Here is a 23,868-nt window from a genome sequence, read left to right as displayed (position 1 = left end):
AAGGAATTCTAAACTATTCTCCTGCATATTTATTTTTCTAATTTTTTTAAAATGAAAGGGATTTGCTTAACATAGGCCAGCTGTTTTAATTTTTCCCTTGATTCCTCTGCGGGACTACCAAAATAATTCCCGCCTCCTTCCAAGGATTTGGAAACTCCTGTTTGTGCCATCACAACTGCTTTTTTTCCAATGGTAACGGCGCTTGTTATGCCAACCTGTCCCCAAAGGGTAACCTCATCTTCTATGATTACGCAACCAGCAATCCCGGTCTGGGAGGCAATTAGGCATTTTTCCCCTATTACCGTATCGTGGCCCACTTGCACTTGGTTGTCCAATTTAGATCCTTTTTTTATGGTGGTATCGCCCGTAACACCCTTGTCTATGGTGCATAGTGCACCAATGTCTACGTTATCCCCAATCACGACCCTTCCGCCAGAGATTAGTTTATCATATCCTTCCGGCCTTTTTTTGTAATAAAATGCGTCCGAGCCCAATACCGATCCCGAATGTATGGTAACGTTGTTTCCTATTACCGAATTATCGTAAATGGATACATTGGAATGAATTAGGCAGTTGTCCCCAATTACCACATTGTTCCCAATAAAACAATTGGGTTGTATTATGGTATCCTTGCCAATTTTGGCAGAGCTGGCAATATTGCTTTGGGACCTACTAAATGGTTTGAAAAAAAGAGTGAGGATGTTAAAATCCCTAAACGGGTCGTTTGAGATCAATAAAGCCTTGCCCTCTGGACAGTCTACCTTTTTATTGATCAAAACAATGGAAGCTGCACAATTTAGGGCCTTGTCGTAGTATTTTGGATGATCCACAAAAACGATGTCACCTTTCTCAACAACATGGATTTCGTTCATCCCCAAAACGGGAAAATCATCATGGCCCACATATTCCGCATTGATGATGGTAGCAATCTGGTTAAGTGTATAAGGAGATGGAAATTTCATAATAAGGTTCTTATGCCATTAAGCAGCAAAAAGCGTCGTGCAACTGTATTATTCCTTAACACGCTCCATATAAGAGCCTTTTTCCGTGTCAATCTTTATCTTATCGCCTTCGTTGATAAACAAGGGAACATTTACAGTAGCTCCTGTTTCAACCTTGGCAGGTTTGGTAGCATTGGTAGCCGTATTGCCCTTAACACCAGGTTCGGTATAAGTTACTTCCAAGATAACACTTGCCGGCATATCTACAGAAAGTGGCATGCTGTCCTCTGTATTGAAAAGTATGGTAACCACTTCCCCTTCCTTCAATAAATCGGGCGCATCCAAAGAGCTTTCTTGTAGCGCAATTTGGTTGTAGTCGTCCGTATTCATAAAGTGGTAGTTTTCTCCCTCCGCATATAAAAACTGATAAGAGCGGGTTTCCACCCGAACATCCTCAATTTTAGCACCTCCGGAAAAAGTGTTGTCCAATACTTTTCCAGTGCTTATACTCTTGAGTTTGGTCCGTACAAAAGCAGGACCCTTTCCCGGTTTAACATGGAGAAATTCAATTATTTTGTAAATGTCGTTGTTGTACCTAATGCACAATCCTTTTCTAATATCTGATGTTGATGCCATAAAATTCTAATTAGTACTGAAATAACCTTTCATGATTCCTCTTTGGGAATCCCTTATAAATTGTAAAATTTCATCCCTTTCCGGGGTAGCTTCCATTTCTGCTTCAATAATTTGAACAGCTTGGGAATTATTGTAATTCTTTTGATATAGAATTCTATAGATGTTCTGTATCTCCCGGATTTTATCGGAGTCGAAGTTTCTTCTCCTCAGTCCTACGGAATTGATACCTACGTACGATAAGGGTTCCCGTGCCGCTTTTACAAATGGCGGTACATCTTTCCTAACCAAGGAACCGCCCGTAACAAAGGCGTGGCGACCAATGGATACAAATTGATGTACAGCTACCAATCCCGCCAATATTACATTATCACCAATGGTTACATGTCCGGCCAAGGTGGAATTGTTGGAGAAAATACAATTGTTGCCCACCAGACAATCGTGGGCAACATGGCAATAGGCCATTATTAGACAATTATCCCCAATAACAGTTTTCATCCTATCGGATGTGCCCTTGTGTATAGTGGCACATTCCCTTATAGTAGTGTTATTGCCTATTATGACCGTGGTATCTTCGCCTTCATATTTCAGATCCTGGGGTGGTGCCGATATGACGGCTCCAGGGAAAATATTACAGTTTTTGCCAATACGTGCACCTTCCATAATGGTAACATTGGAACCTATCCAGGTACCATCCCCTATTACCACGTTATTGTGTATAGTTGTGAACGGTTCTACTACAACATTTTTGGAAATTTTAGCTCCAGGGTGAATATAAGCCAGTGGTTGATTCATCCTTCTATTTCTTTTTAACTATTTGAGCCATCATTTCAGCTTCGCAAACCAATTTACTATTGGCATAGGCATAGGCCTGCATGTGACATATACCTCTTCTTATAGGTGTAATTAAACTACAGTGGAAAATTAACGTATCTCCCGGAAGTACTTTTTGCTTAAACTTTACATTATCTATCTTCATGAAAAGCGTAAGGTAATTTTCAGGATCGGGAACGGTACTCAACACCAATATCCCACCGGTTTGTGCCATCGCTTCCACTTGAAGTACTCCCGGCATTACGGGAGCTCCGGGGAAGTGGCCCACAAAGAATGGTTCGTTCATGGTAACATTCTTCATTCCTACCACGTGCTGATCGGACAGTTCCAGTATTCTATCAATAAGCAGGAAAGGAGGCCTGTGTGGCAACATGTCCATGATCTGATGGATATCCATCAAGGGGGGCTTGTTCAAATCATATTGGGGTACATGGTTCCTTTTTTCCATCTTAATGATTTTGGACAATTTTTTGGCGAACTGTGTATTCACAAAATGTCCCGGCTTATTGGCAATTACCTTACCTCTGATCCTTGTCCCCGTCAGGGCTAGATCGCCTATAACATCCAATAATTTATGCCTGGCAGCTTCATTGGGCTGGTGCAGCGTTAGGTTGTCCAATATCCCGTTGGGCTTTACCGATAATTTCTTCTTATTAAAAGCCTTTTCCAGCCTTTTCATGGTTGAATCGGAAATCTCTTTGTCTACATATACAATGGCATTATTTAAATCGCCACCTTTAATCAAACCGTTTTCCAACAACATTTCAAGTTCGTGCAAGAAACTAAAAGTTCTGGCATCGGCTATTTCCGACTTAAACTCGGTTAAATTCTCCAGGGTGGCATTTTGGGTACCCAGCACTTTGGTACCAAAATCTACCATGGTGGTTACTTGGTAGGTGTCGGCAGGGATAATGGTGATTTCGCTACCGGTTTCCTCATCTTTGTACGAAATTACGTCCTTCACCACAAACTCGTCCCGCAGTGCATTTTGATCAACGATTCCGGCCTCTTCCAGTGCCTCCACGAAATACTTGGAAGATCCGTCCATAATGGGAGGTTCCGGGGCATTCAATTCAATTAATACATTGTCTATTTCCAGTCCAACCAGGGCGGCCAGAACATGTTCCGAAGTTTGGATCTTTACCCCGCGTTTTTCCAGATTGGTACCCCGTTGGGTATTTACTACATAATTGGCGTCAGCTTCAATGATGGGCTCACCTTCCAGGTCCACGCGCTTAAAAGCATATCCAAAATTTTCAGGGGCGGGAACAAACTTCAATGTTACATTTTCCCCTGTGTGCAATCCTACACCCTTTAGTGTAATTTCCTTTGCAATTGTCCGTTGTTTTGTAGTTGTATTACTCACCGTCAATCCTTTTTTTCAATGTGTTCTAATCTATTTATTATTTTGGGCAGGTTTTTAAAATGTACATAGGATTTATTGTAATCCCCGTAATTTAATGCTGGGGAACCCTGCAGTATTTCATCGTCCTTAACATTTCTTCCAATACCGGACTGTGCCTGTATTTTAACCCTGTCCCCTATTATAATATGACCAACAATACCTACCTGTCCCCCTATCTTGCAATATTTTCCAATTTTGGTGGATCCGGCTATCCCGGTCTGTGCAGCTATTACGGTATGTTCTCCGATTTCTACATTGTGGGCTATCTGAATTTGATTGTCCAATTTAACCCCTTTTCTTAATATGGTAGATCCCAAGGTGGCGCGGTCGATAGTAGTTCCCGCCCCTATATCCACATTGTCCTCAAGAACAACGTTTCCAATCTGGGGGACTGCTATGTATTCCCCATTTTCACTAGGGGCAAATCCAAAGCCATCGGCTCCCAAAACCACTCCACTATGAACCACACAATTGTTGCCGATTAAAGTTTCGGAATATATTTTGGCCCCTGCAAATATGACCACATTATTGCCTATGGTAACATTGTCGCCTATATAGACATTGGGATAAATTTTCACATTATCCCCAATTTTCACATTATTGCCCAAATAGGAAAAGGCACCCAAATAAAAATCCTTGCCGTAAGTAGCGGTATCCGCGCTAAAAACAGGTTCCTCGATGCCCACTTTATTGTTTTTAACCTGATTGTAATATTCCAAAAGCTTGGAAAAGGATTTGTAGGCATCATCTACTTTTATCAAAGTGGTTTCCAAATGATGGTCTGGAACAAAGTCCCTATTTACAATGGTTATAGATGCTTTTGTAGTATAAATAAACGAAGTGTATTTTGGGTTGGCCAGAAATGTAAGTGCTCCTTTTTCACCTTCTTCGATCTTCGCCAATTTATGTACAGCTATCTCTGGATTGCCCTCCACATCCCCTTCCAAAATACCCGCGATTTGGCTTGCTGTAAATATCATGGGGACAAAAGTAAGAAAAATAGTTAAACGGAAACTTTAGGATAGCACATATAATATTTGGTAACGGTCTTGGACAGCGTTTTTAAATATTGTTGATCCGAGGCCTTGGCAACATCCGTAATTCTACCATTATTGCGCAGAATGTTTATATTCTGACTTTTAGAGTTGTAAGCTTGGTTTTTTATAACCCCGGAAAATACAAAATAGGCAGTTTCCACATCCGTTAACTGATGTTGGTTCTTAAAGTTTAAAAAGTGTTTGTTGAGTTTGGCTTCATTAATGGGCTTGTTCTTCAGTTTTACGTGTAATAGGCTGCGATTAATAATCATCTTACATAGTCTTGATAATACAAAATCGTCGTGGTCTTGCCAGCCTTTTATGGCCCATAGTATATCTACATCATCCAATTGGGCAAATAAATCCAGCTTTTCCCGGGAAAATTTTTCTTTTGGAATATTATTTTCCATAAAGTATTTAAGGGCGCCGTTAAATTGAATATTTTCACCCTTGGCCAATAATTCCTTGGCCCTTTGTAATATTTTTATCAAAAGCTGTTCTGCAACCAATCCGGTTTTGTGCAAATAAACCTGCCAATACATAAAGCGCCTTGCCATCAGGAATTTTTCAACAGAATATATCCCTTTCTCCTCTATCACCAATTCGCCATTTAGAACATTCAACATGGTAAGAAGCCTTTCGGAATTTATATTACCTTCGGCAACCCCGGTATAGAAACTATCCCTTTTTAAATAATCCATCCTGTCCATATCGAGCTGACTGGAGACCAATTGGTTTAAAAATTTCTTTGGGTATTGACCTTTAAAAATGGCAATGGCCGTACTTAACTTACCTTTATATTTTTGATTAAGGGCTTCCATAAACAATAGGGATATATCCTCATGACTTACCCCCTCCACAATACTGTGTTCCATGGCATGTGAAAATGGACCGTGCCCAATATCATGCAATAATATGGCACATAAGAGTCCATCTTCCTCATCCTTGGTGATTTCGATAGATTTAAAGCGGAGTACCTGAATGGCCTGTTGCATTAGGTGCATACTACCTAGGGCGTGGTGGAAACGGGTATGGTGGGCACCTGGATAAACAAGATAGGACAACCCCATTTGGGAGATTCTCCTTAACCGCTGAAAATAGGGTTCAGCAATTAGATTAAAGATTAGTGCATTGGGTATTCCGATAAATCCGTAAATTGGATCATTGAAAATTTTAAGCTTATTTGATTTTATCAAAACCAGAATTCTTTACGCGGACAAATATAAGGACTAAATGAACAAGATAACAATACTTTGGGTAGATGATGAAATAGATTTATTAAAACCCCACATCCTATTTTTGGAGGGGAAAAATTATAAGGTTATTACATGCCTAAGCGGTCGGGAGGCATTGGATGAATTAAAGGAAACACATGTAGATATTGTTTTTTTGGACGAAAACATGCCGGGCATTTCCGGTTTGGAGACGCTGAACGAAATAAAGGTGATCAATAATTCGCTTCCAGTGGTAATGATAACCAAAAGTGAGGAAGAATTGATTATGGAGGAGGCAATAGGTTCCAAAATAGCGGATTATTTGATTAAGCCTGTAAACCCCAATCAAATTCTATTATCGCTTAAAAAGAATCTGGACCATTCCCGTTTGGTCTCGGAAAAGACTACCGCCAACTATCAGCAGGAATTCCGAAAAATTGCTATGGAATTGGCAATGGTAAATAGCTACGCGGAATGGGCGGAACTATATAAAAAACTTATTTTCTGGGAATTGAGATTGGAGGAAATAGAAGATTCTGGAATGTTTGAAATTTTGGAGTCCCAAAAAACGGAGGCGAACCAGCAGTTTGGGAAATTTGTGGAAAAAAATTATACCAGTTGGTTTACGGATAAAGATGGACCCATTATGTCGCACACGCTCTTTGGACAATTGGTCAAGCCAGAATTAAAGGACAGCAAAACATTATTGGTAGTCATTGACAATTTGAGATATGACCAGTGGTTGGCATTTGAAGACAGCTTGAACTCTTTCTATAGGAAACGCAAGGAAGTTCCCTACTTCAGTATATTGCCTACGGCCACCCAATATGCAAGGAACGCCATTTTTTCAGGGCTTACGCCATTGGATATGGAGAAAAAATATCCTCAATGGTGGAGAAATGACACTGAGGAAGGAGGCAAGAATCTTTTTGAGGCGGAGTTTCTTGAAGCACAGTTAAAACGGTTGGGGCTGGAGTTGAAGTGGGAATACCATAAAATTAGTAGCCTGAAACAAGGGAAGCAGCTTTCCCAAAATTTTAGGTCCCAGAAAGACAATGATCTTACGGTAATAGTATACAACTTTGTGGATATGCTCTCCCATTCCAAAACGGAAATGGATGTTGTTAAGGAATTGGCCGCAAACGATAAAGCTTATCGCTCCCTTGCCCAAAGTTGGTTTAAAAACTCCCCATTGCTGGAAATTATACAGCAGGCACAGGGACTTGGATTAAAATTGATCATAACTACGGACCACGGCACCATAAATGTAAAACAGCCTTCCAAAGTAATCGGCGATAAGGAAACGAGTCTTAACCTTCGGTACAAAACGGGTCGGAGCCTGACCTATGAAGAGAAGGATGTATTGGAGGCAAAAGATCCAAAAAAAATATTTTTGCCCAATATAAATGTTAGTAGTTCCTATATTTTTGCCAAAAATGATCTCTTCTTTGCCTATCCCAACAATTATAACCACTATGTTGGCTATTACAGGAATACATATCAGCATGGAGGGGTTTCAATGGAGGAAATGATAATTCCTTTCGTAGTTTTGGAACCAAAATGATACTTGTATTTTAATAAGTGGGGAATAGGATTTAACTTGCGCAAATTTTAATTTTTTTAAATGACCCTTTCCTATAATATTTCGCAAATATCCGATGTGGCCAAGCAATTGATTGCCAAGGTATCGTCTAAAACGCTCTGCTTTTACGGGGAGATGGGAGCTGGTAAGACTACGCTCATCAAAGCCTTGGTAAGGGAGTTGGAAGGTGGGGGTTCTACAAGTAGTCCCACTTTTGGTATCGTGAACGAATACCATAGGGAGAACGGGGAGTTATTGGGGTATCATTTTGATTTTTACCGCCTGAACGATGAATCCGAAGCCTGGGACCTTGGCCTGGAGGAGTACCTAAGTGGAGATACATGGGTTTTTATGGAATGGCCAGAAAAAATAGCAGGATTGCTCCCGCCCACCAGAACGGAGATTAGAATAGAGATTCTGGATGAAAAAAACCGCCAACTTTCAGTTGCGTAATTTCCTTGTAAGCAAATCTTTCCAAATAGTAGCCTTTTGTCCGAGTCAAGTGCCATAATTCCGTTGGCCATCTTAAGATAATGGCTATGGGGCTAGACTCATTTATTTCGATGAAATGTACAGTTTAATCGATGTAATGCATGCTATGTGATTTTTTTTTATATTTTTGTTTTTATGTTAAACCCTTTATCGAACTTAAAATTTAAAAACCATGAACATTAAAAAAGTCTCCCTGGGCCTTGCTTTTGCGGCCTGTATTTCACTAATGAGTTTTTCCTGTACCCCTAGTAGCACGGCGGAAGACGATTCATTATATGAACAGAATATCGACATATTAAAAATAAAGGTACCGGCGAACGGTATAGATATTTTAAAGGTAAAAGTGCCTAAAAACGGTTAAGGCATATCTTACATATTTAGATGGGCTTCTATATACTAGAAGCCTTTTTTTTATGTTATAATAGGGTAAAACAATTACCTATTTGATCAAAATGTTTAAACCGTTTAGCAAACTCGACCAAAGCAGTAAAACAAAGAAATCGAGAAGTCTACTGATTGGCAGCATTGTAGCGGTGATTATTGCCTTGACCCCGTTAATATTTTATTCTTATAAGTTCTTCCCTTCCGGTAGTACCCTGAATCTTTATTTTTACACATACGAAAGTAAATATCAGTTGAGCATTATTACTGTGATGTGGTTGTTTATGGCAAAGTTTGTACCTCTATTGCTCTTGGTTCTATGGTTTTTCACTTGTAAACATTGGTGGTATCACGTGTTGTTAATTCCAATTGCCATGTACATCTTTCAAGCTGTTTCCCTAATTTATGAAGATCGTTTTATAGATGAGGTCGAAATATTTTGGTTACTCCCCATAATGATAATAATAATACCCTTTGTTTATTTTATTCGTTTGAAATTGTTCGACAAGCATGTTCTTGGCATTGATTTGGAGGCAATGGACCGGGAATTAAAGGCCTACAAGGAAAAAGAACTTAAGGAAAAGGAGCGTCCGCAAAAAGACGAAATGGCAAAAGAAAAATTATTGTAATTTTGATTTTGGATAGCCTCGATACATATCGGTATATATCTGACAGATTTACAGCATATGAGCCAACATTCCTCACCGTTTAGCAAGCAGCAATTACTGCCCCAAGAAGAAACTTTGGAAATCCTGAGACAAAAAGGAGAGCTTTTTATAGGGATTCCAAAGGAAAATCAATATCAGGAAAAGAGAATTTGCCTTACTCCCGACGCTGTAAATGCAATTACGGCCAACGGACATAGGATTCTAATTGAATCGGGTGCTGGCGATGGTGCCAATTATTCCGACGTGGATTACACCAATGCCGGTGCGGAAATAACAAGGGATACCAAGAAAGTATTTGCCTGTCCCATAGTTCTGAAGGTGGAACCTGCTACCTTAAAGGAGATCGAGTTTATCAACCCCCAATCCACGATCATTTCAGCCCTTCAGATCAAGACCCAAAGCAAGAAGTATTTTGAGGAATTGGCCAAAAAAAGGATTACTGCCATTGCCTTCGAATATATTAGGGACGACGATGGTAAATATCCGGCAGTTCGATCCCTGAGTGAAATTGCAGGAATATCTTCCGTGTTGATCGCCTCCGAAATTATGGCTGCCACCAACAAAGGAAATGGACTTATGTTTGGAAATATAAGTGGTGTGCCCCCAGTGGAAGTTGTGATTATTGGAGCGGGTACTGTGGGTGAATTTGCTGCCAGATCGGCCATAGGACTAGGGGCCAATGTAAAGGTTTTTGATAATTCCATTACTAAATTAAGGAGTATCCAGACCAATTTGAGACAGACCGTTTACACCTCTACCATACAGCCCAAGAATTTATTAAAGGCGTTAAAGCGTTGCGATGTGGCCATTGGGGCTACCCGCGGTAAGGACCGGTCTCCCGTAGTGGTGACCACTACCATGATGGAGCAAATGAAGAAAGGGGCCGTAATCATAGACGTGAGTATTGATATGGGCGGGTGTTTTGAATCCAGTGAGGTTACCACCCATGACAAGCCCATAAAGGTTAAAAATGGGGTATTGCACTACGGAGTGCCCAATATCCCTTCAAGATACCCAAAAACAGCTTCAATTTCCATTAGTAATATTTTTACTCCCTATTTGCTTAAGATTGGAGAGGATGGTGGTTTTGAAAATGCCTTGCGGTTTGATAAGGGTCTTCGCAACGGTCTATATCTATATCACGGTATTCTGACCAATAAATCTGTAGGCGAGTGGTTCGACCTTTCTTACAGCGATATTAATTTTCTTATTTTCTAGTATATGGCTTTTTTAAAGCGTTTGGGCTTCTTTCTTTTCGGCTTATCCATTGGTTTGGTTTTTTTGACGATTTTTCTAAAGAAAAAATCACAGGAAACGGGTACGGAATTCTGTTATTTCCCTAATTGTAGGACATTAAAGGATATCAGGTCCAAGCAGATCTCTTATTCGGACGCCATCGATCAACTAATCCGCCAACAGGAAATGGACAGTACCGATATAAACGGTTTTTTATATAATGGAGAGGTCGATTTTGGCAAGAGCGAGACCAAGACAAAGCCCTGTAAAACCTATTATATTGAGGGTTTGGTGAAAGATAGGGCAGCCACTTTAAAAGTGAGGAATTGTTCTGAAAAGGCTGTAGTTGAGAGTGTTGCTTTTTAAATTTTTCTTCGCTTCCGTTCTTTTTTCAATAAGGTAAGTTCCCTGCTGGTTTGTCCTGCTACCGAGGTATTCTCCTCGGCCCGTCTTATAAGATAGGGCATAACGTCCTTAACCGGTCCAAAAGGCAGATATTTGGCTACGTTATATCCTTCCTTGGCCAGGTTAAAGGAAATATGGTCGCTCATGCCGTAAAGTTGTCCAAACCAAATTCGTGGATCGTTGTGGTCAATATTTTTGACCTCCATTTGCTCTATTAAACGGTAGCTGCTTATTTCATTGTGGGTTCCAGCAAAAAGTGACATGGTTTCCAAATTATCTACCATATAGGCTACAACATTATCAAAATTTTCATCTGTGGCTTTTTTGGAGGCACAGATCGGGGAAGGATACCCTTTCTCCTCGGCGCGGTCGTTTTCTTTTTCCATATAGGCTCCACGAACTACTTTCATCCCAATGAAATAATTGTTCTCTATGGCGTCCTTATGGAGTTTTTTTAGATAATCCAGTCGATCCCACCTGTAGGTTTGCAGGGTATTGTATACAATGGCCTTCTTTTGGTTGTACTTCCGCATCATTGATGCGATTAGCTCATCTGCGGCCCCTTGCATCCAACTCTCCTCTCCGTCTATCAGAATTGAAACTTCCAGGTCGTGTGCTTTTTTACAGACCTTGTCGTACCTATTTACAACACGTTGCCATTCTTCTTCTTCCTCTTTGTTAAGGCGCTGGCCTTCCGTTATCTTTTGGTAAAGTTTAAAACGTCCAAAACCTGTGGGTTTAAATACAATGAAAGGTATAGCGGCATTTTCTTTAACAAAATCTAAAGTTTTCAAGGCTTTTTCATAACAGGAATCCAGCTGATTCTCCACTTCCTGCCCCTCCACGGAATAATCCAAAATAGTGCTTACCCCCTTTTCGTACATTTTATCGGCAACCACTAAACACTCTTCTTCGTTTACCCCGCCACAGAAGTGATCAAAAACACTGGCCCTGATAAGTTTTTCAACAGGTAAGTGTGCCTTGATGGCAAAGTTGGTTACTGCAGTGCCAATTTTGACCAAGGGCTCATTTGCTATGAGTTTGAACAAAAAATAGGCCCTTTCTAATTCTGAGTCGGTTTTAAGTACAAATGCAGTTGCAGTATCCTCAAAAATTTCCTTCATTTCCATAAAATTATTACGGATTCAAATATAAGTACAGATTTTATATTCTTATCATTTAAAATAATGTTTATTTTGCCAAAAATAAATCGATAATGAATTCTATTACGACACCCTCCTACTCTGTCCATTTTAATGAAAAGGCCTATGTGGCCCTCAATAGCCACTTAGCAAAATCCAATTATTCCAAAGTATTTATTCTGGTGGATGAAAATACCCATAATTGTTGTTTGCCCATTTTTATGTCGAAAATCGAAGGTGAGTACGATTTTGAGATTATAGAGATAGAAGAGGGTGAAGTAAATAAGAACATAGCCACTTGCACCCAGGTATGGGAAGTTTTGTCCGAATTGGATGCGGACAGGAAAAGTGCAATGATAAATCTTGGGGGTGGTGTAGTTACAGATCTGGGAGGCTTTGTGGCCTCCTGTTTTAAGAGGGGTATAGACTTTATCAACGTACCCACTACCCTCCTATCCATGGTAGATGCCTCTGTGGGAGGAAAGACCGGAGTTGATCTAGGACCTTTGAAAAATCAGGTGGGGGTTATCAATCAACCCCAAATAGTGGTTGTGGATACCGATTTTCTTGACACCTTGGACCAAAGGCAGTTGAACAGTGGTTATGCCGAAATGCTAAAGCATGGCCTTATCACCGATGCTAAATATTGGGAGACATTAAAAGCGCTAACCGGTTTTGTTAAGCTGGATGAGTATATCCTTAGGTCGGTGGCTATAAAAAATGAGGTTGTACAACAGGATCCCACAGAACAGCATCTTAGAAAAATACTGAATTTCGGACATACCTTGGGGCATGCTGTAGAATCCTATTTTTTGGAAAGCAAGGAACACGACCTGCTATTGCACGGGGAGGCTATTGGCATTGGAATGATACTGGAAGCTTATCTTTCCTTTAAATTGACAGGACTAAGTCCGAGTGCCCTGGAGGATATTAAGAAGACCTTTTTAGAGAGGTACAAAAAAATAGATTTTGAAAAAAAGGATATCGATACCATACTGACCTTATTGAAATTTGACAAGAAAAATTCTCATGGGAATATAAATTTTGTATTGTTGAAAAGAATAGGTGAACCGGCTATAGACATAAAAGTAGCGCCCAATTTATTGGAACAGGCCTTTGCTTACTACGCGGAATAAAGGATACATATACTAATTATCCAGTTTTACAACTCTTTATGGTGTTGACTTGGAAAATTATTTAGTTTAGGTAGCATAAATAACCGCCCTTATTTTTGGGAAATAAACCACCTGCTATGTTACGTAAACTTGTAGATTACAAAAAATTGAGTCATGAAGTGGCCGCACGCCTAATAGAATTGTATCCGTATGGTTATGGCGATGAAGATATTATTATGTTCAAAAATGTTCATGGTGAAATAATAGAAGCCGTGGAGGTTAAAACGGAGGATACCATTTATCTAGTAAAGATCAGTAAAAGTCTGGCCAGTTTCATTTCAAATTTTGAGGATAATATGGAAAAGGAACTGGACGGTCAGTTGGAATCCGAAACATTTGAATCCCCTACAGATGAAATGGAGATGGAATTAAACCACGAAGAGGAGGAGTCTGAATTTGATTAAACCTATAGATATCTATTGAGAACAATCTGTTGATGGTGTTTAAGATGCCCACAGATTACAAATCCAAGAGTTCCTACGCTCCATTCAATATTGCTGGCTATTCCCGTGCGCATTAGATCTTCGTTGTCCAAATTTTGGAAAAGGGAGATGGATGCCTCCCGAACTGCCTTAAATTCCTTGATCAGATTCTCCTTCCCCCTGGTATTGGCATTCGAATGCTTCACAAATAAGTCCTGGTCAAAACCGGGCAAAGGTGTTTTGTCATTTCGCAGGAATCGCAGGGCCCTATACTGAAAAACACGTTCGGCATCGATAATATGCAAGATTACTTCCGCTATGGTCCATTTACCTATTTCGTAGGAGCTGTTTAGTTTATTATCCGGAATAGTATCAATAAACTTAATAAACTTGGTTTTGCCATTGGTCAAGAGGGTATTTAATTCGCTATCGTCCAATACGGATAAATAAGCTGCATAAAACTGATCGTATGCCTCCTTGGGTACATTGGATTTTCTCATAGTTCCAAACAATTAAACTTAGCTCAAGGCAGAAAGAGCCATCCTTGATTTTGATACGCTCTAAAATAAAAAATCCCAAACAAAATTTGCTCGGGACTTTCGTATTTTTTTGCCTTTGGTAATAAATTACATTTCGTTGAAGATGGTGTGCATAAGACGTTTTTTGTCGTTGATGCTTTCTTCCAATGAAATCATGGTCTCTGTCCTATCGATACCATCTATATCATCTATTTTAAAAATAATATTTTTGGCATGATTGGTATCTTTTGCCCTAATTTTGCAGAAGATATTAAATTTTCCAGTAGTAATATGGGCTACTGTAACATTTGGAATCTGATTTAATCGTTCCAATACAAACTTGGTCTGATGTGTCTTTTCCAAAAATATACCTACATAGGCAATAAAGGCATATCCAAGTTTAACATAGTCCAATGTTAGCGATGATCCCTTGATGATCCCGGCTTCCTCCATTTTCTTTACACGAACATGAACAGTTCCTGCAGAAATAAGAAGCTTTTTTGCTATATCGGTAAATGGTGTTCTGGTGTTGTCGATTAACATATCCAGAATTTGATGGTCTATTTCGTCTAATTTTACTTTACCCATTAGTGTTTTATTTAGCTGCAAAAATAATAAATAATCGAATTAAATGTAAAGAATCAATCATTTTTTTATGAAAACCGTAACATTTTTAGATTTTTTGAAAAAATATTCCAATTTAGAGGAGTAGTTCAGCTAGGTTGGGATTGTTTTTTAACTCATTTAAGTCCTTAGAATATAGACAATTATATGTTTTGTGTCCGAATTTGCCTTGTAAACCCCCTGTTTCTTCCAGTTTACCTTTGAATTCGATCTTCCCATCCATCAATGTTTCCACATATTGTATCGCTGCACTACTGGCAAATTCAAATTTGGAATCCAGAATATGGATATTCCTTATTATGATATCAAAAAATAATTTGTTGTTGTCAGGTATGTCAAAATAGGAATCCATAGCATATTGGTCGATGGACCTTTTTGAAATTACCTCAATACCTTTGAGCATTGCTAAAAAAATATATTTTCTTGTTACTTCCCTGTCATAATCTCCAGGGAAATGGCCGGATTCAAATAATATGGTGGGGATATTCAACATTTGAAAGGTGTCACCAACACAGTTGCTGTTAAACCCATCATCATATCTTCCCACCTGTCCTGGAATGTACTTTTGGAGTTCTTCGTTCATGGCGGCAATTAACTGCATACTGACCCCCCTGGTTTTGGAAATGCTGCGTTCAAGATCATGGGCAGGTGCCAAAAAAGAAACGGTTGCGGGTTTTGGCGTATTTCCAACATTAAAAATGGTACGCTGGTCATGAAGGTTGAAACAATAATTGGGCTTAAAACCCTCGTATATTTTTCTTAAAACCACACTCTCGGGTTGGGTTCGTTCTTGGGCATCCCGATTTAAATCCACTCCGTTGGCGTTGACCCTAGTGTAAGCCATGGCTCCATCCGGATTAAGTATGGGTACAATTTTAAGGGTGCAGTTCTTTAAAATGGTTTTGGCCAAATTGGAATCCGATTTAAAATAGTTGATCAAATCCATTACAGCCTTGGTTGTGGTGGATTCGTTTCCGTGCATTTGGGACCACATTAAAATCTTCAGTTCGCCCTTACCCAGCACTATACTTTTTATTGCCCTGCCTTCCACTGAAACCCCTTCTGTTTGGGTTGTAAAATTTTTACCCAAAGTCTGCAGAAACAGATCAATGTCCTTGTCCGTAACGTATCTGCCCTTTATCGTAACTTCTTTTATATCCTTATAATTTAATGGCATGCGAAAAACTCTTATATAAATTGAATCGTGCAAAGGTAACTTCAAATTAAATTACAATTGTAAATCTTAAATGTTACAATTGTAAACAATTCGAATTGGAAGGTAGTTGGGTGTTTAGGGATAGGCATGGGGTGTTGGCGGCAAAATATATCTTTTCTATTATCATATTATATAACCTTATCAATCATAATAGTCAATTGCTTTATATAAAGTAATAGTTTATCAATTATGGCCATGGGGGGTAATGCATGTTCAGTGGATATGCTAATAAATCATTACTTTTGTAAATAAAAATTTACAATTGTGAATACTTCTGAATTTATAAAAAGAATAGATCAAATTTTGAAGTTCTATGATTTATCAGCCTCGGCATTTGCCGATACCATAGGGGTTCAACGTTCTAGTATATCCCATCTATTGGCGGGCAGAAACAAGCCGAGTCTGGAATTTGTTCTGAAGGTTGTTTCCTCTTTTCCGGATGTTGACCTGTATTGGTTGTTGTTTGGTAAAGGTTCCTTTCCAAAGAAGATAAAGACCGCCTCCCCTATTGTTGAAAAGAAGGTGCAAATGGCAGCGGGAAATGAGGTGTTGGCTGATGCAAATCCGCGATCGCATGCCATAGATAAAATTATTATTTTTTATGCTGATGGAAGTTTTAAATCCTATACGGAAAAAGGTGGTTGAAATATTTGTTTTTTGGCCGATTTAAACATCAAATTTCTTTATTTTGTGGCATGACTAAAAATATTACCTTCAGTATGGTGCTCCTCTTGCTGGTTGTGTGCTCTTGTTATCAGCCAGAGCGCAATTGCACCGATTTTAAAAATGGAAAATTCTCCTTTACGGCGGAAATCGACGGAGAAAAACATACTACTACTTTTGTTAGGAACGACAGTATTGAATTGGACTATTTTCAAGGAAAAGTGGATACCTCCTCCGTCAGGTGGTTAAATGACTGTGAGTACATCGTTAAAAAACTGCACCCCAAGAACATGGCCGAGGAAAAATCGATCCACATGAAGATTTTGTCCACAAGCGATAATTCCTATACATTTGAATATAAGGTCGTGGGCAGTACCAAAAAATCCAAGGGAACCGCAATTAAAATACAATAGCTATGTTTGAAATTTTATCTAGTCCGGATGCATGGGTAGCACTGCTTACGTTAACGTTTTTGGAGATTGTCCTAGGGATAGACAATATTATTTTTATTTCCATTATCGCCAACAAATTGCCTCGAAAGCTACAGGCCAAAGCGACCAATCTGGGACTGCTTTTGGCTATGGTTCAAAGGATTGTATTATTGTTTGCCGTTTCCTTCTTAATAGGGCTTAAAAATCCGTTCTTCTATATAGAGAGCTCTTGGGTTTATATGGGTATTAGTGGGCAGGCATTGATTTTGTTTTTGGGGGGACTGTTCCTGTTGTACAAGAGTACCTCTGAAATTCACGAAAAGATAGAAATGCCGGAACATGATGAGAAGGAGATCAATGCAAAGGGGATTACAAGCATGTCCAGTGCCATTGTACAGATTATCCTGATCGACTTTATTTTTTCCATAGACTCTATTCTTACAGCAGTGGGTATGACCAATGGAATAGGTAACAAACCGGGGGATGCATTGTTGCTTATGATTATTGCTGTTGTTATTTCCATTATTATCATGATGGTCTTTGCGAATCCGATACGACAATTTATAAGTGCCCATCCATCGATGCAGATTCTGGCACTTTCTTTTCTGATCCTAATCGGATTTATGTTGATAATGGAAGCGGCACATCTGAGTCACGCTAAATTTTTCGGAAATGAAGTAGGCGCAATTCCTAAAGGGTATCTATATTTTGCCATAGCATTCTCCCTATTTGTGGAATTTCTCAATATTCGCATGCAGAAAAATAAGGATAAGCCTGCTGAAATAAAGTAAAGAGGTTGCTGGTTTAAGTTGGTGTTTTGTGGTTCCGTATCATTTAAATGCAGATAAAAACACACCTATTGGTTCTCGACTGTTGGGAAGCGACCAACTTCCGGTCAAGGAATTGTTCGTGCAATTGAGGAGTGCTAAAAGGTGATACATGCAATAAATTTGGTAAATACACCCGGTTGTTAAAGGGTAATAATACCATTTTCGACCAATACTTTAGATGGTTTCTTAAAGTCTATTGATTAAAAGTTTTAAGATTTTTTTCTTAAAAACAATTGTAGGATCCCAAGGGTTGTCACTGATTTAAGGCTGCTGCAGTTTGTACGTAAGGCCTGATATTTAATTGGGCCTACTAAAGGCTGCCTCGGGATTTGAGGTCTTTTGCTCCTTAAACAGTCGCTGTTGTTGTTTTACGGTAAGGGTGCTTCCGTCCGGACTCCATCCCGGTGGGCCAAAAATATACATCAGGGCGTGGGATAGTTTTTTCGATTTCTTTACATCGTTAAAAATGTCCTTAAACTCATGTGTTAGGATGACTACCGGATTGTGTGAGTTGGGTGCATGGATAACCCCGTACTTAACATCAATATCATCATCCAGCTCTTTCCATGTTCCAAATATTTTGTCGAAAATATTTAAGAAACCACCGTGGTTTTTGTCCAAGTATTCCACATTTTGGGCGTGGTGCACTTGATGCATTGTATGGGTATTGAATATTTTTTCAATGAATCCCATCTTGGGAACATAGACAGAATGTAATTGAAATTGCCATAGGGCTTCGATTCCTAGGCATACAACGACCATTTCGGGCGGAAAGCCAATTGCGGGAAGCCACATGTAGAAGAGGGGTTTGTATAAAATGGTAAACCATCCGTTACGTACGGCGGTCCCTAAATTAAAATTGTCCGAGGAATGGTGTACAATATGTGCAGCCCATAGGATGCGCACTTCGTGATTGGCCCTGTGGAACCAATAATAAGTAAAATCATCCGCTAATTGACATAGTAACCAAACATACCATGCGTATCCAAAGGATTCATATCCAAAAATGTTGGTTCTGATGCCATTGGTTATTGGATTGAATAATTCATAGGTAAATTCAAATATTACAATGGCCGAAACAACTTTGATCAATGGGGCAATAATGGCAGAGCCAACACCCATAAATCCACTTGCTGCCAAATCTTTCCAATCATATAAATGATCGTCGCCATGAGTCTTGCTATAAGTGAGTTCCAATAAAATAAAAGCTATAAAACAAGGAACTCCATATACCAGGGGGTTGGTAAAATCCATAAAAAATCAGTTTTTGCAAATATAGGCTATTCTGGAGGGAATTCTTAAGGAATTACTCCAATTAACCATTAATTAATGTAAATAAAGAGGGATATCGGTATTTTTATTATTGAACAGTTATCCCTGTAATGTCCTAAAATAGAGTCGTCTGTCCTTCATCATCATCCTTATCCGGATTTTCTTCTTTCTTGGGTTCTTCTTTGCTTGCTCCTGTTTTTTGGGCATCTGCCTGTTGGTCTTCCTTGGGTGCTATGTTCTCTTCGTCCACAACTTCAATTTCGCCGGGTTCATTTTTTTTGGGCTCTTCAAAAGGAAGTGGTTCCAGGGCATTAATATTTTTCACCTTGTCAGAAGTAAGTTGGTTACCTAAAGCTTTTATTCCTTTAATCGATATAAAATCCTCTAAATCAACAATTTGATTAGGTTTCACATCCTTTCCTCTGGGTTTGGTAAATTCAATTTCGACCACTGGTCGCCAATCGGTGGAAACAAGTTCTAAAAACGATTTGGGGTGTTCCGAAATAAACAATTCCTCCTTGTTTTCATTTTCGATTATAAAGCGTTTTACGTAATAGCGTTCTTTTTCCCCTTCGTAGTATATGGCGGACAAGGGCTTTCTGGGATTCCATTTTTCCAAAACGACCATATCTTCATCGAAATGAGTGGAAAGGTTGGGGATGAAAGTTTTTGCCACCCCTTTTTGGGTAACGACCAATAGCATATCGTCCCCTTTGAATTCTCCGAGCAGTTCTCCGCGGCCATCGACATTTAGTCTTCTGACAATTTCATCAAACCATATTTTTCTAGGCTTTAGGGTGGAAACCCCTTTCTCCTTTAATTCGATTCGCTTTACAGAGTATTTGGTTACAATATTTCCTTTGGAGGCCCTTCCCTTGATCCGTACATCTGCGAAATCTATATCCCACTTCAGTTTCTTTACGCTGCCCACTTGTCTTAAAAGAACGGTAATAACTTCGGCCTCCCCATTGGGGTTGGCGGAGAAGTATAGAACCTCGGATTGTGGTTTGCCCGTGGTAAGGTCGTAAGGTTTGTCCCGGGTTACTCCCGTTACGCTGAATCGTTTAATGTAACTGGCTCCGCCTTTGCCATCTTTGTAGATCATGTTGTAAATGGTCCGTTTGTCCTTTTTCTTGAACACGGCCACATGAATAATATTCTTGCCTATAAAGATTTTGGAGTCTACTTTGGCAATCATCATTTTTCCCTCCTTGGTAAACACGATAATATCGTCTATATCGCTACAATCGGTAACATACTCATCCCGTTTTAGGGAGGTGCCAACAAATCCTTCCTCGCGGTTTACGTATAATTTTGTATTTCTGATCACTACCTTGGTAGCTTCGATGTCATCAAAAATCCTAATTTCCGATTTTCGCTCACGTCCCTTTCCGTATTTTTCCTTTAGGGATTTGAAATAATTAATGGCAAAGTCGATCAGATTGGCCAAATGGTGTTTTACCTCGGCAATCTTTTCTTCAAGGCTGTCCAAATATTGTTGGGCCTTGTCCAAATCGAATTTGGAAATTCTCTTTATTCTAATTTCGGTCAGACGAACAATATCGTCTTCGGTCACCTTTCTTTTCAAATGGGTTGTGTGCGGGGCAAGACCTTTGTCTATAGCGGCAATAACGCCTTCCCAGGTTTCCTCCTCTTCAATATCGCGATAAATCCTATTTTCAATAAAGATGCGCTCAAGGGAAGCAAAATGCCATTGCTCTTCCAGTTCTCCCAACTGTATCTCCAATTCCGCTTTTAGAAGTTCCACTGTGTAATCCGTAGAACGTTGCAACATTTCGGTAACTCCTATAAAAAGCGGTTTGTTGTCTTCGATGATACAGCCCAACGGGGATATGGATGATTCGCAGGAAGTAAAGGCGTAGAGGGCGTCTATGGTTTTGTCCGGTGATAACCCTGTTGGTAGGTGTACCAGTATTTCCACTTCTGCAGCAGTATTGTCCTCGATTTTTTTGATTTTAATCTTGCCCTTTTCGTTGGCTTTCAGGATAGAATCTATTAAAGAAGAGGTGTTGGTTCCGTAGGGTATCTCCCTGATTACCAATGTATTTTTATCTAACTGTTGTATCTTGGCCCTGACCCTGATCTTCCCTCCTCTTAATCCGTCGTTGTAATTGCTTACGTCTATGATGCCGGAGGTGGGGAAGTCTGGATATATGGTAAATTTCTGTCCTTTTAGATGTTTTATGGAGGCTTCAATAAGCTCTATAAAATTGTGTGGCAGTACCTTTGTGGAGAGTCCCACTGCAATACCCTCTGCTCCTTGAGCCAATAAAAGGGGGAATTTAACAGGGAGGTTTACAGGTTCTTTTTTTCTCCCGTCATAGGAGAGTTGCCATTCTGTAATTTTTGGACTAAAGACAACTTCGAGGGCAAACTTGGTTAATCTGGCCTCAATATAACGGGATGCAGCGGCACTATCGCCTGTTAAGATGTTTCCCCAGTTACCCTGGGTATCGATTAGGAGGTCTTTTTGTCCAATTTGCACCATGGCGTCCGCGATACTCGCATCTCCGTGAGGGTGATACTGCATGGTGTGGCCCACAACGTTGGCTACTTTATTGTATCGGCCGTCGTCCAGTTCTTTTAAGGCGTGCATAATCCTTCGCTGAACAGGTTTAAATCCGTCCTCTATTGCGGGTACTGCACGCTCCAGAATAACATAGGAAGCGTAATCTAAAAACCAGTCTTTGTACATCCCCGTAACCTTGGTAAGGGTGTTGTGGGTTTCTTCTTGATTTTCTTGTGGTACTTCGTTCAGTTCTTCATTCTCTTCCATAAAGAAAGATTCGTATTAGTTATGCCTGCGTAATAGCAGGCAGGTTTATATTTGGTTTTCCTCAACTAGGTCTACCTCTACTTTAAGGTTGTTTATTATAAATTCTTGACGGTCAGGGGTGTTCTTGCCCATATAAAACTCCAATAGGTTTTCTATGGACATTGCTTTGTCCAGCATTACCGGTTCCAATCTAATGTCTTCGCCAATAAAATGTTGGAACTCATCCGGGGAGATTTCTCCCAATCCCTTAAATCGGGTTATTTCGGGTTTTCCACTTAACTTTTCAATGGCCTGTAGTTTTTCCTCATGGCTGTAGCAATAATAGGTATCCTTTTTGTTTCGGACCCTGAACAGCGGTGTTTGAAGTATATATAGGTGGTTTTCCTTTATTAGTTCCGGGAAAAATTGCAGGAAAAAAGTTATCAATAAAAGTCGGATGTGCATGCCATCAACATCGGCATCCGTTGCTATTACTATTTTATTATACCTTAAGTCCTCCATAGATTCCTCTATGTTCAATGCCGCTTGGAGAAGGTTGAACTCCTCATTTTCATACACTATTTTTTTGGACATCCCATAGGAGTTCAAGGGCTTCCCCCTTAGGCTGAATACGGCTTGGGTGTTTACATCCCTGGACTTTGTTATGGAACCCGAGGCTGAATCCCCTTCCGTGATGAACAAGGTGCTTTCTAGGCAACGATCATTTTTGGAGTCGGCCAAATGTACTCTACAATCCCTTAATTTCTTATTGTGGAGACTGGCCTTTTTGGCTCTGTCCTTGGCCAATTTTCTAATTCCCGAGAGTTCCTTTCGCTCCCGCTCTGCCTGCATAATTTTGCGCTGCAGCTTTTCTGCGGTGTCCGGATTTTTGTGCAGGTAATTATTGAGCTGGGTTCCCACAAAATCGTTGATATAGGTGCGCACCGTTGGTAGGTCGCCACCCATATCGGTAGATCCCAATTTGGTTTTGGTCTGACTCTCAAAAACAGGTTCCATTACCTTGATGGCTATGGCGGAAATAATGGATTTCCTAACATCGGACGAATCGTAATTTTTACCGTAGAATTCCCTAACGGTTTTTACTATTGCCTCCCTAAATGCTGTTTGGTGCGTACCTCCTTGGGTAGTGTTTTGTCCATTGACAAACGAATGGTATTCTTCGCTATATTGTGTTTTGCTGTGCGTTAAGGCTATCTCTATATCATTACCCTTTAGGTGAATTATAGGGTAGGTCATGTCCTCAATATTGTTATTGTCTTCCAAGAGGTCTTTTAGTCCGTTCTCGGAATGAAATTTCTCACCGTTGTATATAATGGTGAGACCAGGATTGAGGTATACATAATTTTTGAGCATGCGTTCCACATACTCGTTCCTGTACTTGTATTTTTTAAAGATAATTTCATCGGGAGTAAAGGACACCTTGGTTCCTTTGCGCTTCGAAGTGTCTTCAGGACCTATTTCGGCTACGAGGTTTCCCTGTTGAAATTCTGCGGTTTTAAGCATATTGTCCCTAGAGGACTCCACTTTAAAAAAACTGGATAGCGCATTTACGGCTTTGGTACCTACCCCGTTTAGACCAACCGATTTTTTAAAGGCCCTGGAGTCGTACTTACCTCCCGTGTTCATTTTGGATACCACGTCCACAACCTTTCCCAAAGGGATCCCCCGGCCATAGTCCCTCACATTGACTATATTATCCTTTATCACGATTTCTATGGTCTTACCGGCACCCATTACAAACTCATCGATACAGTTGTCTATAACCTCTTTTAGAAGGATGTAGATACCGTCATCCGCTGAGGATCCGTCGCCCAATTTACCAATATACATTCCAGGACGCATCCGGATATGTTCTTTCCAGTCTAATGAGCGAATGTTGTCTTCTGTGTATTGGGCGTTATCTGACATGATCTAGGGCTTTATCCAAAGTGTTGCTAATATAGCAAGTGT

24 protein-coding genes are annotated in these 23,868 nt (G+C 39.9%); 11 read left to right on the top strand and 13 right to left on the bottom strand.

Annotated elements, in window-relative coordinates:
• Positions 1–29: 29 nt before the first annotated feature.
• From QSE00_RS08450 to QSE00_RS08425, 6 genes are read right to left on the bottom strand one after another with little or no spacing between them, the layout of a single operon-like run.
• Positions 30–962: a UDP-3-O-(3-hydroxymyristoyl)glucosamine N-acyltransferase gene (locus tag QSE00_RS08450; RefSeq protein WP_110355297.1), complete on the bottom strand. Its 933-nt coding sequence runs from the start codon at positions 960–962 to the stop codon at positions 30–32.
• Between the two features lie 48 nt (positions 963–1,010).
• Positions 1,011–1,577 (bottom strand): elongation factor P, encoded by a 567-nt coding sequence (gene efp / locus QSE00_RS08445; protein WP_110355298.1) that lies wholly within the window; start codon positions 1,575–1,577, stop codon positions 1,011–1,013.
• Between the two features lie 6 nt (positions 1,578–1,583).
• Positions 1,584–2,369, bottom strand: a complete 786-nt coding sequence (lpxA, locus tag QSE00_RS08440) for an acyl-ACP--UDP-N-acetylglucosamine O-acyltransferase (protein WP_110355299.1) — start codon at positions 2,367–2,369, stop codon at positions 1,584–1,586.
• A 4-nt stretch (positions 2,370–2,373) separates the two neighbouring features.
• Positions 2,374–3,774 carry a bifunctional UDP-3-O-[3-hydroxymyristoyl] N-acetylglucosamine deacetylase/3-hydroxyacyl-ACP dehydratase gene (locus QSE00_RS08435; protein ID WP_110355300.1) on the bottom strand — a complete coding sequence of 467 codons (1,401 nt, stop codon included), beginning with the start codon at positions 3,772–3,774 and terminating at the stop codon, positions 2,374–2,376.
• Positions 3,775–3,776: 2 nt separating this feature from the next.
• The gene (lpxD, locus tag QSE00_RS08430) at positions 3,777–4,793 is read right to left on the bottom strand and encodes a UDP-3-O-(3-hydroxymyristoyl)glucosamine N-acyltransferase (RefSeq protein WP_110355301.1); all 1,017 of its coding nucleotides are present in this window, start codon (positions 4,791–4,793) and stop codon (positions 3,777–3,779) included.
• A gap of 23 nt (positions 4,794–4,816) precedes the next feature.
• Positions 4,817–6,046, bottom strand: coding sequence for an HD domain-containing protein (locus tag QSE00_RS08425; protein ID WP_110355302.1), 1,230 nt, complete (start codon positions 6,044–6,046; stop codon positions 4,817–4,819).
• 37 nt (positions 6,047–6,083) lie between these two features.
• Between QSE00_RS08425 and porX the strand changes: the two genes are divergently transcribed.
• The 6 genes from porX (at position 6,084) to QSE00_RS08395 (ending at position 10,789) form a co-directional block, all read left to right on the top strand.
• A complete protein-coding gene (gene porX / locus QSE00_RS08420) occupies positions 6,084–7,628 on the top strand; it encodes a T9SS response regulator signal transducer PorX (RefSeq protein ID WP_286105605.1) in 1,545 nt (514 codons plus the stop codon).
• 60 nt (positions 7,629–7,688) lie between these two features.
• Positions 7,689–8,099, top strand: a complete 411-nt coding sequence (gene tsaE / locus QSE00_RS08415) for a tRNA (adenosine(37)-N6)-threonylcarbamoyltransferase complex ATPase subunit type 1 TsaE (RefSeq protein ID WP_286105604.1) — start codon at positions 7,689–7,691, stop codon at positions 8,097–8,099.
• Between the two features lie 211 nt (positions 8,100–8,310).
• The gene (locus QSE00_RS08410) at positions 8,311–8,499 is read left to right on the top strand and encodes a hypothetical protein (RefSeq protein ID WP_146216277.1); all 189 of its coding nucleotides are present in this window, start codon (positions 8,311–8,313) and stop codon (positions 8,497–8,499) included.
• A 91-nt stretch (positions 8,500–8,590) separates the two neighbouring features.
• Positions 8,591–9,148 carry a hypothetical protein gene (locus tag QSE00_RS08405; protein ID WP_110355306.1) on the top strand — a complete coding sequence of 186 codons (558 nt, stop codon included), beginning with the start codon at positions 8,591–8,593 and terminating at the stop codon, positions 9,146–9,148.
• A gap of 57 nt (positions 9,149–9,205) precedes the next feature.
• Complete coding sequence (locus QSE00_RS08400) at positions 9,206–10,405, top strand: alanine dehydrogenase (protein ID WP_110355307.1); 1,200 nt, start codon at positions 9,206–9,208, stop codon at positions 10,403–10,405.
• A 3-nt stretch (positions 10,406–10,408) separates the two neighbouring features.
• Complete coding sequence (locus QSE00_RS08395) at positions 10,409–10,789, top strand: DUF4258 domain-containing protein (RefSeq protein ID WP_286105603.1); 381 nt, start codon at positions 10,409–10,411, stop codon at positions 10,787–10,789.
• On the opposite strand, the gene QSE00_RS08390 is transcribed toward QSE00_RS08395, so the two are convergent.
• Entirely contained in the window at positions 10,786–11,952 is a 1,167-nt protein-coding gene (locus QSE00_RS08390; protein ID WP_110355504.1) for a proline dehydrogenase family protein, read from the bottom strand. The two genes, QSE00_RS08395 and QSE00_RS08390, sit on opposite strands and share 4 nt — an antisense overlap.
• Before the next feature lie 92 nt (positions 11,953–12,044).
• Between QSE00_RS08390 and aroB the strand changes: the two genes are divergently transcribed.
• A complete protein-coding gene (gene aroB / locus QSE00_RS08385) occupies positions 12,045–13,106 on the top strand; it encodes a 3-dehydroquinate synthase (protein WP_286105601.1) in 1,062 nt (353 codons plus the stop codon).
• Positions 13,107–13,222: 116 nt separating this feature from the next.
• On the top strand, positions 13,223–13,549 hold the full coding sequence (locus QSE00_RS08380) for a hypothetical protein (RefSeq protein WP_286105600.1): 327 nt from the start codon (positions 13,223–13,225) through the stop codon (positions 13,547–13,549).
• Between the two features lie 2 nt (positions 13,550–13,551).
• On the opposite strand, the gene QSE00_RS08375 is transcribed toward QSE00_RS08380, so the two are convergent.
• From QSE00_RS08375 to QSE00_RS08365, 3 genes are all read right to left on the bottom strand, one after another.
• Positions 13,552–14,067 (bottom strand): DinB family protein, encoded by a 516-nt coding sequence (locus QSE00_RS08375; RefSeq protein WP_286105599.1) that lies wholly within the window; start codon positions 14,065–14,067, stop codon positions 13,552–13,554.
• A 126-nt stretch (positions 14,068–14,193) separates the two neighbouring features.
• Positions 14,194–14,673 (bottom strand): Lrp/AsnC family transcriptional regulator, encoded by a 480-nt coding sequence (locus QSE00_RS08370; RefSeq protein WP_031444145.1) that lies wholly within the window; start codon positions 14,671–14,673, stop codon positions 14,194–14,196.
• 112 nt (positions 14,674–14,785) lie between these two features.
• Positions 14,786–15,886, bottom strand: a complete 1,101-nt coding sequence (locus tag QSE00_RS08365; RefSeq protein ID WP_286105597.1) for a M14 family metallopeptidase — start codon at positions 15,884–15,886, stop codon at positions 14,786–14,788.
• Between the two features lie 300 nt (positions 15,887–16,186).
• On the opposite strand from QSE00_RS08365, the gene QSE00_RS08360 reads away from it, so the two are divergent.
• The 3 genes from QSE00_RS08360 to QSE00_RS08350 are packed head-to-tail and all read left to right on the top strand — an operon-like array spanning position 16,187 to position 17,810.
• Entirely contained in the window at positions 16,187–16,570 is a 384-nt protein-coding gene (locus QSE00_RS08360) for a helix-turn-helix transcriptional regulator (RefSeq protein WP_286105622.1), read from the top strand.
• Between the two features lie 50 nt (positions 16,571–16,620).
• Positions 16,621–17,001: a DNA topoisomerase IV gene (locus tag QSE00_RS08355; protein WP_110355314.1), complete on the top strand. Its 381-nt coding sequence runs from the start codon at positions 16,621–16,623 to the stop codon at positions 16,999–17,001.
• Positions 17,002–17,003: 2 nt separating this feature from the next.
• Complete coding sequence (locus tag QSE00_RS08350; protein WP_286105596.1) at positions 17,004–17,810, top strand: TerC family protein; 807 nt, start codon at positions 17,004–17,006, stop codon at positions 17,808–17,810.
• A 336-nt stretch (positions 17,811–18,146) separates the two neighbouring features.
• On the opposite strand, the gene QSE00_RS08345 is transcribed toward QSE00_RS08350, so the two are convergent.
• From QSE00_RS08345 to QSE00_RS08335, 3 genes are all read right to left on the bottom strand, one after another.
• Complete coding sequence (locus QSE00_RS08345; protein ID WP_110355316.1) at positions 18,147–19,103, bottom strand: sterol desaturase family protein; 957 nt, start codon at positions 19,101–19,103, stop codon at positions 18,147–18,149.
• A gap of 133 nt (positions 19,104–19,236) precedes the next feature.
• On the bottom strand, positions 19,237–21,918 hold the full coding sequence (locus QSE00_RS08340; RefSeq protein ID WP_286105595.1) for a DNA gyrase/topoisomerase IV subunit A: 2,682 nt from the start codon (positions 21,916–21,918) through the stop codon (positions 19,237–19,239).
• Between the two features lie 45 nt (positions 21,919–21,963).
• Positions 21,964–23,826, bottom strand: coding sequence for a DNA topoisomerase IV subunit B (locus QSE00_RS08335; RefSeq protein WP_110355318.1), 1,863 nt, complete (start codon positions 23,824–23,826; stop codon positions 21,964–21,966).
• Between the last annotated feature and the right edge of the window lie 42 nt (positions 23,827–23,868).

This window comes from Arenibacter flavimaris, from assembly GCF_030291335.1.
Lineage (GTDB): Bacteria > Bacteroidota > Bacteroidia > Flavobacteriales > Flavobacteriaceae > Arenibacter.
Note: the sequence above shows the minus strand (reverse complement) of the source record. Positions and strands in the feature narration are given on the sequence as shown.

Coding starts and splice junctions, on each gene's coding strand:
- QSE00_RS08450 (WP_110355297.1), bottom strand. CDS start 962: ATGAAATTTCCATCTCCTTATACACTTAACCAGATTGCTACCATCATC.
- efp (WP_110355298.1), bottom strand. CDS start 1,577: ATGGCATCAACATCAGATATTAGAAAAGGATTGTGCATTAGGTACAAC.
- lpxA (WP_110355299.1), bottom strand. CDS start 2,369: ATGAATCAACCACTGGCTTATATTCACCCTGGAGCTAAAATTTCCAAA.
- lpxD (WP_110355301.1), bottom strand. CDS start 4,793: ATGATATTTACAGCAAGCCAAATCGCGGGTATTTTGGAAGGGGATGTG.
- porX (WP_286105605.1), top strand. CDS start 6,084: ATGAACAAGATAACAATACTTTGGGTAGATGATGAAATAGATTTATTA.
- tsaE (WP_286105604.1), top strand. CDS start 7,689: ATGACCCTTTCCTATAATATTTCGCAAATATCCGATGTGGCCAAGCAA.
- QSE00_RS08410 (WP_146216277.1), top strand. CDS start 8,311: ATGAACATTAAAAAAGTCTCCCTGGGCCTTGCTTTTGCGGCCTGTATT.
- QSE00_RS08405 (WP_110355306.1), top strand. CDS start 8,591: ATGTTTAAACCGTTTAGCAAACTCGACCAAAGCAGTAAAACAAAGAAA.
- QSE00_RS08400 (WP_110355307.1), top strand. CDS start 9,206: ATGAGCCAACATTCCTCACCGTTTAGCAAGCAGCAATTACTGCCCCAA.
- QSE00_RS08395 (WP_286105603.1), top strand. CDS start 10,409: ATGGCTTTTTTAAAGCGTTTGGGCTTCTTTCTTTTCGGCTTATCCATT.
- QSE00_RS08390 (WP_110355504.1), bottom strand. CDS start 11,952: ATGAAGGAAATTTTTGAGGATACTGCAACTGCATTTGTACTTAAAACC.
- aroB (WP_286105601.1), top strand. CDS start 12,045: ATGAATTCTATTACGACACCCTCCTACTCTGTCCATTTTAATGAAAAG.
- QSE00_RS08380 (WP_286105600.1), top strand. CDS start 13,223: ATGTTACGTAAACTTGTAGATTACAAAAAATTGAGTCATGAAGTGGCC.
- QSE00_RS08375 (WP_286105599.1), bottom strand. CDS start 14,067: ATGAGAAAATCCAATGTACCCAAGGAGGCATACGATCAGTTTTATGCA.
- QSE00_RS08370 (WP_031444145.1), bottom strand. CDS start 14,673: ATGGGTAAAGTAAAATTAGACGAAATAGACCATCAAATTCTGGATATG.
- QSE00_RS08365 (WP_286105597.1), bottom strand. CDS start 15,886: ATGCCATTAAATTATAAGGATATAAAAGAAGTTACGATAAAGGGCAGA.
- QSE00_RS08355 (WP_110355314.1), top strand. CDS start 16,621: ATGACTAAAAATATTACCTTCAGTATGGTGCTCCTCTTGCTGGTTGTG.
- QSE00_RS08350 (WP_286105596.1), top strand. CDS start 17,004: ATGTTTGAAATTTTATCTAGTCCGGATGCATGGGTAGCACTGCTTACG.
- QSE00_RS08345 (WP_110355316.1), bottom strand. CDS start 19,103: ATGGATTTTACCAACCCCCTGGTATATGGAGTTCCTTGTTTTATAGCT.
- QSE00_RS08340 (WP_286105595.1), bottom strand. CDS start 21,918: ATGGAAGAGAATGAAGAACTGAACGAAGTACCACAAGAAAATCAAGAA.
- QSE00_RS08335 (WP_110355318.1), bottom strand. CDS start 23,826: ATGTCAGATAACGCCCAATACACAGAAGACAACATTCGCTCATTAGAC.